This is a genomic window from Paenibacillus glycanilyticus, from assembly GCF_051200795.1.
Taxonomy (GTDB): domain Bacteria; phylum Bacillota; class Bacilli; order Paenibacillales; family Paenibacillaceae; genus Pristimantibacillus; species Pristimantibacillus glycanilyticus.
In genome coordinates this window covers 162,501-173,909 of the sequence record NZ_CP195155.1, presented here as the reverse complement: position 1 = coordinate 173,909, position 11,409 = coordinate 162,501, and the positions used below count along the sequence as shown (strand labels likewise).

The following is an 11,409-nucleotide window of genomic DNA, read 5'->3' as shown; positions in this document are numbered from 1 at the left end:
TTACCATGCTACCAAAATAAAATGTTAATCGTAATATTAGCATGAACATTGCCTTCCGTCAAGGTGAACCGGCTCCGCCACCCTAAGGCGGAAGAGCGCGTTTCAATCCGGAGAATTCTAAGCCGTGTTTATATGAAAATGAAAACTTATAAACGCTTAGAATTCAAGGTGAACCGGATACGTCCTCCAAACGAAATATCCAGCAAGAAAGCCCCGCTATCCGCTCTCTCAAGAGATGCGAATAGTGAGGCTTTTCCCCTGTAGCCGCTGCCGGCCGCTATGATCTCAGCAAGACCCGCTTATCTTCATCCTTGCGCTCTCCGGCGTCCGTCCGACTGATCTCCCGTATCGGATTGCCGCCTACAAACGTATTCGCGGGCACATCCTTATGAACGACCGAACCGGCCGCAACAACGGCATTATCCCCAATCGTCACACCGGGCAAGATGGTGGAGTTGGCGCCAATCATCACATTCGAGCCAATCTTCACCGCGCCGAGCCGGTATTCCTTGATTAAATATTCGTGGGTCAAAATCGTTGTATTGTAGCCGATTATCGTATTATCCCCAACTTCGATCCGTTCCGGAAAGAAAACATCCACCATCACCATCAGGGCAAAAGCCGTCTGCTTCCCAACCTTCATGCCGAGGATATTGCGGTAGATCCAATTCTTCACCGTCAGTTCCGGGCAGTACCGAGCCGCCTGGATAGCGATAAAATTACGAACCGCCTTAAACCGGCTAACCGTCCGGTACATCTGCCATAGGGCATTTGGCCCCTCTACCGGATAACGCTCCACGTTCCGCACAAGGCTATCGCTCCATTCCCGCGAATGCGTACAACTCGCGCATATCATCGATGATATACTGCGCTCCGTTCTCCTTCAGCAGCTCCCCGCCCTTAAGGGACCAGGCTACGCCAACGGGAATTACGCCCGCTTCCTTGGCGGAGATCATGTCGACGGCACTGTCGCCTATCATGATCGTTGTGGCCGGGTCCGCGTTCAGCATCTCCAGTGCCATAAGAACGGGCTCCGGATGCGGCTTGGGATTAACGACATCATCCACCGTAACAAACGCGTCTACATAATCGTACAGCCCGCAAAACTTCATTCCCCGCTCCGTCGACATCCGGATCTTGGTTGTAACAACGCCAATCTGAATGCCCTGCTCATGCAAGTCCTTCATGACTTCGTTCGTATAAGGGAATGGCCGCAGCAGCTCGTCATGAAGCTTTGTATTTACGGTACGGTAAGCCTTTATTAGATGCCCGACATCCGTAAGACCCGTAAAATTTTGAAATTGCGCCTCAAGCGTAAGACCCATGCTCGGAATAATATGCTCTCTCCCGAAGTCTTCGGGTACCAAGCCTTTCAGCGACTCCATAAAGGAACGGATAATCAGCTCATTCGTATCCATAATCGTGCCATCCAGATCGAATAGCATCGTTTTGATATTGCTCGTCATGCTTGCTTCACTCCTACTGCTGTTAAGACTTACAGGTTGTCCGTTTTTGCGTCGGATACAGGCGCCGATGTTTCCTTCGTGGATACGATCGGATCGTTGTAACGCACAGTTGCCCATCCGTTTACGCGGCGGACAACGATAAAGATAACTGCCGCAATAACGAGCAGTACCGCAAGCAATTGCGAGATCCGCACATCGCCATAAGCCGGATCGAGGAAGCCTTGTTCGAAACCGAACCAAGTCATTGGCGTCCACAGAGCATCCATGAGGGAACCTAATGCTCCCGGACCTTGGAAGGCCAAGCTGTCCGTACGGATGCCTTCAATGAAGAACCGTCCAATCGAATACCAGATGAAGTAGATCGCTACAAGCTCACCGGCACGAAGGAATTTCTGACGGCGGATGACAAGCAGAACTATAATGCCTACCAAGCTCCACAGCGATTCGTACAAAAAGGCCGGGTGGTGATAGACGCCTTCACTGGCGACATACATTTGCTTCACGATAAAATCAGGCAAATGCAGCGTATTCCGCAGGAAGCTCTCGTCTACCGGACCGCCATAGGCCTCCTGGTTCATGAAATTGCCCCAACGGCCAATCATTTGGCCGGCCAGCAGTCCGGGCGCGCATATATCCACCATCCGCCAGAACGAATATCCTTTATAACGGAAGTAGAAATATCCGCATAGAAAAGCTCCGATCAAGGCGCCGTAGATGGCAATCCCGCCGTTCCAGATTTTAAATACGTCCACGAAATTGTTCTTGTACTCGTCCCAAGTGAACGCCACATAATAAATTCTCGCGCAGATGACGGCCGAAGGCACGCCAAGCAGCAGCAGGTCCATGAAAAATTCCGGCTTGATGCCGAATCTTTTCCCTTCCTGTACGGCAAGAAGCAAGCCAACCAGAGCCGCCGTACCGAGAATGATCCCGTACCAACGCACATGAATGTCCCCGATGGAAAATGCCGTTGGATCAATTAACAGATTCATTGTTCCGTGCTCCTTCTATAAGAGGTCTATTCTGCTATGCCTTCCCTATAACGATCAATCGAAGTCATCCGTATCTTCGGCAATCGTCTCGGTCAGCTTATTCGTAAATTGCAGAGCGGCGTTATAGCCCATTCGCTTCAGACGGAAGTTCATGGCCGCAACCTCGATAATGACAGCCAGATTTCGGCCAGGGCGAACCGGTACCGTTACAAGCGGTACATCCGTATCAATGATTCTTGTTTTCTCCTCATCCAGGCCAAGACGGTCATACTGTTTGTCCTGCTGCCAGTTCTCGAGCTTGATAACAAGCGTAATCCGCTTACTTGTCCGTACCGCTCCGGCACCGAACAGCGTCATCACGTTGATGATACCTAAGCCCCGAATCTCGAGCAGATGGCGAATCAGCTCCGGCGCGCTGCCGAACAGCTGCCCATCGGAGGTCTGGCGGATCTCTACCGCATCATCGGCTACAAGGCGATGGCCGCGTTTAACTAGCTCAAGCGCCGTTTCGCTTTTACCGATGCCGCTGCCGCCCGTAATAAGCATTCCGACACCGTATACGTCTACCAGAACCCCATGAATTGTTGCGGTTGGGGCAAGCTTTTTCTCCAGGAAGTCCGTAATCCGGCTCTGCAGGATCGTTGTCGCCACATTACTGCGAAGCACTGCGATTTGCGTCATGTTGGAGTACTCGACCAGCTCCTCCGGCGCCTCGAACCCCCGGGTTAAAATAATACATGGCGTATTCTCGTGACACAGCTGTTCAAAGCGGCTTCTGCGCTCTTCGCTTGTCAGCGTGCTGAGGAACGTAAGCTCCGTCTTTCCGAGCAGTTGCACCCGCTCATGCGGATGATAATCGAAATACCCTGCCATCTCCAGACCCGGGCGATACAGATCATCAACCAGAATAGAACGCTTCAAGCCGTCTTCGCCGGATACGATCTCCATCGAGAAATGTTGTACTAGCTCCGATACTTTTACTTTCTTAGCCATCGAACGGCCTCCTCACTTGCGTTCCCAATTAAGTTATATGAAGGGTGTAATCCATTACCAATAGCTTCATCGTAAAGGAAAAAAGCGCCGAACGCAACGTTTCTCCGTCGCTCAGCGCTTTTCATCATTTTATAGCCACGTTCACGGGTTGTTCGACATATCCCGGGTATTCATACAGTTCAAAAGTTAACGGCTGTTTATACGGTTTGTCGGGAATGGTGTAGTAAGCTTCGTACGTTCCTCCGGAACCGTCTGCATTTCCTCTCCAGCTGCTTTGCACGCCATCCCCTTCCTCTAACCTAAATTCCGCGCCCGTTGCGTCATGAAATGTCGCTTTGTAATCAAGCAGCCAATAACCATACCCTTGCTCCGGCTCACTTAGACGCTTTGCTTCAATTGATAATTTGATCCCTGAAGTGGTTGCCTTTACGCTCGTTAATTGGATTCGGTCATCCGGCGTCTCTAATGTTTCTCCGGTTTCTGTATTAATGACAAACTTACGTCCTTTTGGCGAAAGAAGCAGTCCGTCCGCCACCAAGCTTAGATGCTTCGGTCTTTCAAAATAATTGCTCTGGAACGTGAGCGTTGTTATACCATCGTCCAGCATCCCGAAGCCGCCTTTTGTCTCCCAACGGCGCCCCTTCTCATCGACGAGAGCTAATTGAACAAAATGATTGGCGCGCATCCGTGAATCCGGTACTTTCCGGATCGTTACAGATGCTTGTAATGGCGTAACAAGTGCTTTCTCAATGATGAATTTTTGCCCGCCTATATCAATCGTCTTATTTAAAGCGATATCTTCCCTTAATTCCTCAAAACGGCTACGATCCACCTCAATATCTACCTCATGCCATTCACCGCCGAGCTTCAGGCTAAACTGAATTTCGCTCGGGACAGGAACACCGTCACCCAACATAATATCCACCATGTCATGGATACTATTCGCAGTATCCTGTTCCGTCTCCGTCTTTCCGATACTATAATAATTGCTTCCTATCATGGCTTCTAATGAATCCCCATTACCATCCGCAATTTTGTATTCCATTCTAGATGCATCTTTACTAATCTCCGGCCCCTCGGCTGTATAAAAAATGACTATCCGCTGCTGATCGGCCATAATCCCATCCACCTTCAGCGTATAACCATTCTTACTGACCGACTTGTTGACCGGCTGGATAAACTCATGGTTTATAGCACTTGTCAGCGTGGAATCCCCTTGGATTAACTCAACAACCCCATTCAAACCCGGTATCTCTCGCATTAGCTCCGCAAAAGCAGGGGATACCCGGATGCAAGCAGTAAGCAGAACTAGTATGCAGGCTGCCGCTGCCGCCATCTGCAAAGTCAGTCTGCTTCTTTTCCTTCTCTTGAGCTGCTCTCTTCCCTTCTGCACGCCTATTCTAACCGCTGCAGCAAAGGATTCGTCCGAACCTTGGTTTAATATCCGTTGTACCGCCGCCTTATCCTCCAGTAAAAGCTGTTCCATTCCCTGTTCAAGCTCCGGCTTATTCCCACTCAACCTTCATCCCCTCCTTTCCGTATGCGCTATTCGCCCTTAATCGCTTTAGAGCCTGATGAAGCCATGTCCGAATCGTTCCGTCCGGCTTCTCCAGCAATTCGGCAATTTCCGTAATCGTCATATCGCGGTAATACTTCAGTACAATAACCATCCGGTATTTGGAGGGCAGCTTTTGCAACTGAACCGCCATATCCAGACGGTCAATGCCATGTTCATCAGCCGTTTGAGCATCTCTTTCCAAAAGCTCGTTGCGCAGCGGACGTTCACGGAGCCGTTTTTTACGCTCATCGAGACACACTCGGATAAGAATCCTCGTAACCCAAGTCGTAAAAACCTTCGAGTCCCGTAAGGAACGCCTTTTACTCCATACCCGGAAGGTTGTTTCCTGGACGGCTTCAAGCGCATCGGTCTCATTACGCATATAAGAATAAGCAATGCCGTAGAGGCGGCTCTGATCCATTTGAATACGCGCAATAAGCGCATCGTCGTCCCCTTTTATTGCTGCCGCCGCATATTCATCTCTGTCCATAGTCCCTCCCTTTCCAATCCTCCTGTTTCGTTATGTATTAGACGCCTAAATGGCAATTTCGGTTTTTTTATTTTTGAACCATGCAAAAAACCTCTATTGGACTGTCCAATAATGAACAACCCCAATAGAGGTAAAAAAGGCCGCCCCCCCAAAGGGAGACGACCTTGTTGTAAGAGTAAGAATTAGTTCTCGAAAATGTTCAGCTCGGACTCTTTGTCGAACATATGAACTTTGTTCATGTCCAGAGCAAGCTTAACAGTGGAACCGTCACGCAGAGTCGAACGACCGTCAACGCGTGCGATTACTGTGTCGGAGCCGATACCGTTCAGGTACAGGTACATTTCGTGACCCAGGTTTTCAGCTACCTCAACGTTAGCATTAACGATTGTGTTAGCGGAAGCTTCCAGGAACACTGGCTCTTCGTGAAGATCTTCCGGACGAATGCCCAGGATTACTTCTTTGCCGATATAACCTTTGGAACGAAGAGTAGCTGCTTTGCCTTCAGGCACAACAACGTCAACGCCAGTTGTTTTGAATTTCAGTGTACCGCCTTGATCAGCAAGCGTACCTGTGATGAAGTTCATCGAAGGAGCGCCGATGAAGCCAGCTACGAAGATGTTTACCGGGTGGTTGTACAGCTCTTCAGGAGAAGCTGTTTGTTGAATGAAACCGTCTTTCATAACAACGATACGGTCACCCATTGTCATTGCTTCGATCTGGTCATGCGTTACGTAGATAGTAGTTGTTTCAAGACGTTTAGTCAGCTTGCTGATCTCAGCACGCATTTGACCGCGAAGTTTAGCGTCCAAGTTGGAGAGTGGTTCGTCCATCAAGAATACTTGTGGTTCACGAACGATAGCGCGTCCCAAAGCTACACGTTGACGTTGACCGCCGGAGAGAGCTTTTGGTTTACGATCCAGCAAATGCTCGATATCAAGAATTTTAGCAGCTTCACGAACGCGTTTGTCGATGTCTGCTTTTTTGAATTTACGAAGTTTAAGACCGAACGCCATGTTTTGATAAACGTTCATGTGCGGGTACAACGCGTAGGATTGGAATACCATCGCGATGTCGCGGTCTTTCGGTGCTACGTCATTTACGACGCGGTCGCCGATGTACAGCTTACCCTCGGAGATTTCTTCAAGACCTGCGATCATACGAAGAGTTGTCGATTTACCACAGCCGGAAGGTCCTACCAGTACCAAAAACTCTTTGTCCTTAATGTCAAGGTTAACATCAGTTACCGAAGCTTTGTCGGAACCCGGGTATTTTTTGTAAATGCCTTCTAAACGTACGCCTGCCATTTGAATGTCCCCCTAAAAGAAAATTTCTTATGGGTATATCTTATCTCACAGGCCCGTTTGTGACTATGCACATACTTTACAAAAAAACTAATTCCTTTTCGTAACTTTGTACAATAGTAAAATTATTTTGACTAAAACAGCATCCCGGAACTGGCGAACATCCAATCCGGTTTCCTGTTTCAGCTTATCTAAACGATATAATAACGTATTCCGGTGAATATAAAGCTTCTTTGCGGTTTCGCTCACATTGCAGTCAAGCGAGAAAAAGGTCTCCAGGGTTGCAAGCATCTCCGCCTCGACAAAAAGCTCCGTACGTTTAAGCGCGTGCTCCAGATATCTTGAGCGCTGAACTTCCGGAATAGCGTTGAGCAGTCTTTCCAGCTGCAGCATCCACGGAAGATGAATGCTTGTCCCTACGTGGAACTTGCGGCCAAGATTAATCGTCTCTCGCAGCAGTACGGTTGTCTCCACGATTCCTTTGGCCGGACATACCGGATGCGCGACGGCCAGATGGCATTCGCCGATCCATTCGCTCGCCAGCATCTCATGCAAGCCATGACAGATAGAAGTCAGGCTGTCCTCAACGGTTTCTTCGTCCTCGTCTTCCATAAATTCGCTGTCGGCTTCTTTCAACAGGGAGACAGGTCCCCAAATCAGCCACTCTTGATTCTTCAACGGAATAAGCAGAATATCCTCGGCAAGAAAAGAGCGCAGAAGCTTCTCAAGCTCCGGGTAGGATGCCTGCTTGCCGTTGGTGTATTCCGTTACTAATAAGAAAGGAATCATCTCCGCGAACAGCTTGCCGCCGGCCGTTAGATGATCGGGAATCGAATACGAAGGCTCCTCCGATTCAAGCTGCTGCTGTATCCACTCGCTAAGCTTTAAGGCGAATGACTCGCTCTCGGAAAGTGTACTCGGCTTGGGGGCCAGCTGCTGCTGGGCCTGATTCCACTGCAGGGTCCAAGTAATCAACTCCGCCTCTGCCTGTTTCAGCTCTCCGTCGATCTCCAGTGTTTCCACCGCATTGCCCGACACTTTAACAACAATCCATGTCCTTCCGTTATTCGCTGCGCGATTGCCTTCCGATATCTTATCGCGGTTATCGTCGTAAGCCCAGCTTGTATCCGCTTGCTGCACAAGGCCCTTCCAGTCCGATAATGAGAACGTAATGAACCGAACCTGACAGTTCAAAATGTGCTGCAGCGGGGTTAACCAATCTGTCGTGCTCATTTTACATTACTCCAATCTCCAGCTCCAAGAATGACGCTTTATTTTTCGTCATTGTAACACAAAACCGCTGCTTGGTTCAGCCTTTCATTACGAGCAGCAGGATCGAGAGCAAAGAGAAGAGCGCCGCAATCAAATACATGAAGGAGACGGTCTGCACCTGCGTCAGCCCCCAGCGCATTAAGGCATGGTGGGTATGCAGCTTATCCGCCTGATGCAGGCCCTTGCCCGTAGCAAGCCTGCGGAGCATAACAATTACCGTATCCAGAATAGGCAGACCTAGAGCCAGCAACGGAACGAGTATCGTGATGAAGGTTGCTTTCTTGAATGCGCCATCGATGGCGATAACGGCAAGCGTATAGCCCAGGAACGTTGCTCCGGCATCTCCCATAAAAATCCGGGCAGGATGGAAATTATAGATCAGGAAGCCGATACAGGCGCCGCCGATAATGATAGCTGTTACTCCAATATCCCCTTGTCCTTTAATGAGTGCCGTAACAAACAAAGTCATGGAGGACAGCGTGCATACTCCGGAGGCAAGTCCGTCTACCCCGTCAATGAAGTTGATCATATTAATAAGGGCAAACACCCAAATGATCGTGCCAAGCGCATCAAACCACACCGGGAAGCCGACAAAATGGCCATTAGCCGGATTCATGATGCCGTCCATATGTATGCCGAAAAACAGCGGAATCATCGATACGCTCAAATAAATAATGACCCTAGGCCAGATCGGAAAATCCTTTCCCTTCGATTTGGAGGCATCATCCATGAGCCCGATACATACAAGCAGAGCCCCGCCAACCGTAATGCTTAAACTCAGTGGCGTTATACCCTGAAAAGCAATAATCGTAGCCACGCATGCCACATACAATGCCGCTCCGCCCATTAGAGGTATGGGCCGATTATGAATTTTGCGCCAGTTCGGACGATCTACGATTCCGTATTTAAGTGCTATCTTCTGCATAACGGGTACAAAAACAATCGTCAGAACAGCGCTCATACCTACAGCCAGCCAGTACGTCATTCGAATGTTCCCCTTCGTCTGTCACATCATTTGTTATAGCTTTCAACATTGTTCCCTACCCTGAGGAAAAAAATGATTAAAATCTTTCCCGTCAGCGTTATAATGTGTTTGACGATTGGAAATTCTCATGTTAGGATTAATCCATAGTTTACATATCGGAATTTATATAATTAAGGAGTGGATATGATGTCTCAGGTTGTTATTTTGTCCGGAAGCCCTAATCCCGGATCCCGTTTAGCAGGTATTACGCAATATGTGGAATCGCATCTGTCGGATAAAGGCATCTCCTTCAATCATATTACGGTGGCTTCTCTTCCAGCTGAGGACCTTATCCATGCGCGTTTCGATAGCCCGGCCATCGTTGAGGCTGCTGCCATTGTTGAAGCTGCAGATGTTGTTATCATTGCAAGCCCGGTTTACAAAGCATCCTTCACCGGCGTACTCAAGACCTTCCTGGACCTGCTCCCGCAAAAAGGCCTTACCGATAAATTCGTTACCCCTCTGTTCATCGGCGGAACCATTGCCCACTTGCTCTCGATCGACTATGCGCTTAAGCCTGTTCTTTCTTCGCTTAATGCTAAGCATTTCGGCAGCGGCGTTTACGCCATTGACTCGCAGATCGCCCGCATCGATGCCGGCGTTGGCGAATCGCAGTTTGAACTGAATGAAGACCTTAAACAACGCCTGGATGCTTCCGTGGCCGAGATTGTTGAAGAACTGCGTATTCGTAAAATTAAATAAGCCATAAAAATAAGCCTGAGGGATCCTATCCTTCAGGCTTTCTTTAATATCATTATAAAACATCAAAAAACCCGCAGATCGGAGTCTACGGGTTGAACGTTTGAATAAATGGTGAGCCATGAAGGACTCGAACCTTCGACACCCTGATTAAAAGTCAGGTGCTCTACCAACTGAGCTAATGGCTCTCAATAATGAGAAGTGGTGGAGGGTGATGGATTCGAACCACCGAACCGTTAGGAAGAGATTTACAGTCTCCCGCGTTTGGCCACTTCGCTAACCCTCCAAAAGCAAATGGTGGCTCGGGACGGAATCGAACCGCCGACACGAGGATTTTCAGTCCTCTGCTCTACCAACTGAGCTACCGAGCCTTGCATATGGGCAAAAAAAATGGCGGAGCTGACGGGATTCGAACCCGCGGTCTCCTGCGTGACAGGCAGGCATGTTAGGCCTCTACACCACAGCTCCATGGATCATTGCAAAAACATATATGGTGGAGGCTGAGGGGATCGAACCCCCGACCCTCTGCTTGTAAGGCAGATGCTCTCCCAGCTGAGCTAAGCCTCCTGATATATGGTAGCGGCGAAGGGGATCGAACCCCCGACCTCACGGGTATGAACCGTACGCTCTAGCCAGCTGAGCTACACCGCCACGCTTGTCCTACTAGTGTCGCTTACAGTCCGTAGGAGTACTGTAAGATCAGAGCATTGCGCCCTGAAAACTGGATGCGAAATAATGATTCCTTAAGTCTTTAGGATAAGCCCTCGACCGATTAGTATTCGTCAGCTCCACACATTGCTGTGCTTCCACCCCGAACCTATCAACCTCGTCGTCTTCAAGGGGTCTTACTAATTGGGAAATCTCATCTTGAGGGGGGCTTCACGCTTAGATGCTTTCAGCGCTTATCCCGTCCGTACTTGGCTACCCAGCGGTGCTCCTGGCGGAACAACTGGTACACCAGCGGTACGTCCATCCCGGTCCTCTCGTACTAAGGACAGCTCCTCTCAAATTTCCTGCGCCCGCGACAGATAGGGACCGAACTGTCTCACGACGTTCTGAACCCAGCTCGCGTACCGCTTTAATGGGCGAACAGCCCAACCCTTGGGACCTACTTCAGCCCCAGGATGCGATGAGCCGACATCGAGGTGCCAAACCTCCCCGTCGATGTGGACTCTTGGGGGAGATAAGCCTGTTATCCCCAGGGTAGCTTTTATCCGTTGAGCGATGGCCCTTCCATTCGGTACCACCGGATCACTAAGCCCGACTTTCGTCCCTGCTCGACTTGTTGGTCTCGCAGTCAAGCTCCCTTATGCCTTTGCACTCTACGAATGATTTCCAACCATTCTGAGGGAACCTTTGGGCGCCTCCGTTACATTTTAGGAGGCGACCGCCCCAGTCAAACTGCCCACCTGACACGGTCCCTCTACCCGATTCAGGGTAGCAGGTTAGAACTCCGATACGATCAGGGTGGTATCCCAACGTCGCCTCCACACAAGCTGGCGCTCATGCTTCTCAGGCTCCCACCTATCCTGTACAGATCGTACCAAAGTCCAATATCAAGCTGCAGTAAAGCTCCATGGGGTCTTTCCGTCTTGTCGCGGGTAACCTGCATCT

General features: G+C 49.6%; 10 protein-coding genes, 6 tRNA genes and 1 rRNA gene (1 of these 17 cut by a window edge). 1 reads left to right on the top strand and 16 read right to left on the bottom strand.

Going from position 1 to position 11,409, the window contains the following annotated elements; translation table 11 throughout:
* Positions 1 to 277 precede the first annotated feature (277 nt).
* The 9 genes from ACR9FF_RS00900 to ACR9FF_RS00860 form a co-directional block, all read right to left on the bottom strand.
* Positions 278 to 808, bottom strand: a complete 531-nt coding sequence (locus ACR9FF_RS00900; protein WP_162862778.1) for an acyltransferase — start codon at positions 806 to 808, stop codon at positions 278 to 280.
* 4 nt (positions 809 to 812) lie between these two features.
* A complete protein-coding gene (gene ppaX / locus ACR9FF_RS00895) occupies positions 813 to 1,466 on the bottom strand; it encodes a pyrophosphatase PpaX (protein WP_201009085.1) in 654 nt (217 codons plus the stop codon).
* 29 nt (positions 1,467 to 1,495) lie between these two features.
* Positions 1,496 to 2,458 carry a prolipoprotein diacylglyceryl transferase gene (lgt, locus tag ACR9FF_RS00890; protein ID WP_201009086.1) on the bottom strand — a complete coding sequence of 321 codons (963 nt, stop codon included), beginning with the start codon at positions 2,456 to 2,458 and terminating at the stop codon, positions 1,496 to 1,498.
* Between the two features lie 54 nt (positions 2,459 to 2,512).
* Entirely contained in the window at positions 2,513 to 3,451 is a 939-nt protein-coding gene (gene hprK, locus ACR9FF_RS00885; RefSeq protein WP_435168272.1) for an HPr(Ser) kinase/phosphatase, read from the bottom strand.
* A 124-nt stretch (positions 3,452 to 3,575) separates the two neighbouring features.
* Positions 3,576 to 4,937: a DUF4179 domain-containing protein gene (locus ACR9FF_RS00880; RefSeq protein WP_435168270.1), complete on the bottom strand. Its 1,362-nt coding sequence runs from the start codon at positions 4,935 to 4,937 to the stop codon at positions 3,576 to 3,578.
* A gap of 19 nt (positions 4,938 to 4,956) precedes the next feature.
* Positions 4,957 to 5,499 carry a sigma-70 family RNA polymerase sigma factor gene (locus tag ACR9FF_RS00875; protein ID WP_435168268.1) on the bottom strand — a complete coding sequence of 181 codons (543 nt, stop codon included), beginning with the start codon at positions 5,497 to 5,499 and terminating at the stop codon, positions 4,957 to 4,959.
* A 182-nt stretch (positions 5,500 to 5,681) separates the two neighbouring features.
* Positions 5,682 to 6,803 (bottom strand): ABC transporter ATP-binding protein, encoded by a 1,122-nt coding sequence (locus tag ACR9FF_RS00870; protein ID WP_116394273.1) that lies wholly within the window; start codon positions 6,801 to 6,803, stop codon positions 5,682 to 5,684.
* Between the two features lie 87 nt (positions 6,804 to 6,890).
* Entirely contained in the window at positions 6,891 to 8,033 is a 1,143-nt protein-coding gene (locus ACR9FF_RS00865) for a PucR family transcriptional regulator (protein ID WP_127498625.1), read from the bottom strand.
* 76 nt (positions 8,034 to 8,109) lie between these two features.
* The gene (locus ACR9FF_RS00860; RefSeq protein ID WP_435168265.1) at positions 8,110 to 9,057 is read right to left on the bottom strand and encodes an MraY family glycosyltransferase; all 948 of its coding nucleotides are present in this window, start codon (positions 9,055 to 9,057) and stop codon (positions 8,110 to 8,112) included.
* A 186-nt stretch (positions 9,058 to 9,243) separates the two neighbouring features.
* Here ACR9FF_RS00860 and ssuE point away from each other — a divergent pair, with 186 nt between their 5' ends.
* On the top strand, positions 9,244 to 9,798 hold the full coding sequence (ssuE, locus tag ACR9FF_RS00855; RefSeq protein WP_435172015.1) for an NADPH-dependent FMN reductase: 555 nt from the start codon (positions 9,244 to 9,246) through the stop codon (positions 9,796 to 9,798).
* A 109-nt stretch (positions 9,799 to 9,907) separates the two neighbouring features.
* Here the strand turns inward: ssuE and ACR9FF_RS00850 are convergent.
* The 7 genes from ACR9FF_RS00850 to ACR9FF_RS00820 form a co-directional block, all read right to left on the bottom strand.
* Positions 9,908 to 9,983 (bottom strand) — tRNA-Lys (locus tag ACR9FF_RS00850).
* A gap of 14 nt (positions 9,984 to 9,997) precedes the next feature.
* Positions 9,998 to 10,081: transfer RNA gene (locus tag ACR9FF_RS00845), tRNA-Tyr, on the bottom strand.
* A 9-nt stretch (positions 10,082 to 10,090) separates the two neighbouring features.
* Positions 10,091 to 10,166 (bottom strand) — tRNA-Phe (locus ACR9FF_RS00840).
* Between the two features lie 20 nt (positions 10,167 to 10,186).
* Positions 10,187 to 10,263: transfer RNA gene (locus ACR9FF_RS00835), tRNA-Asp, on the bottom strand.
* A gap of 23 nt (positions 10,264 to 10,286) precedes the next feature.
* Positions 10,287 to 10,362 (bottom strand) — tRNA-Val (locus tag ACR9FF_RS00830).
* A 7-nt stretch (positions 10,363 to 10,369) separates the two neighbouring features.
* A tRNA-Met gene (locus ACR9FF_RS00825) sits at positions 10,370 to 10,446 on the bottom strand.
* 101 nt (positions 10,447 to 10,547) lie between these two features.
* Positions 10,548 to 11,409 (bottom strand): 23S ribosomal RNA (locus ACR9FF_RS00820); it runs 2,071 nt beyond the window's last position.

Coding starts and splice junctions, on each gene's coding strand:
- ACR9FF_RS00875 (WP_435168268.1), bottom strand. CDS start 5,499: ATGGACAGAGATGAATATGCGGCGGCAGCAATAAAAGGGGACGACGAT.
- ACR9FF_RS00870 (WP_116394273.1), bottom strand. CDS start 6,803: ATGGCAGGCGTACGTTTAGAAGGCATTTACAAAAAATACCCGGGTTCC.
- ACR9FF_RS00860 (WP_435168265.1), bottom strand. CDS start 9,057: ATGACGTACTGGCTGGCTGTAGGTATGAGCGCTGTTCTGACGATTGTT.
- ssuE (WP_435172015.1), top strand. CDS start 9,244: ATGTCTCAGGTTGTTATTTTGTCCGGAAGCCCTAATCCCGGATCCCGT.
- ACR9FF_RS00865 (WP_127498625.1), bottom strand. CDS start 8,033: ATGAGCACGACAGATTGGTTAACCCCGCTGCAGCACATTTTGAACTGT.
- lgt (WP_201009086.1), bottom strand. CDS start 2,458: ATGAATCTGTTAATTGATCCAACGGCATTTTCCATCGGGGACATTCAT.
- hprK (WP_435168272.1), bottom strand. CDS start 3,451: ATGGCTAAGAAAGTAAAAGTATCGGAGCTAGTACAACATTTCTCGATG.
- ppaX (WP_201009085.1), bottom strand. CDS start 1,466: ATGACGAGCAATATCAAAACGATGCTATTCGATCTGGATGGCACGATT.
- ACR9FF_RS00880 (WP_435168270.1), bottom strand. CDS start 4,937: ATGGAACAGCTTTTACTGGAGGATAAGGCGGCGGTACAACGGATATTA.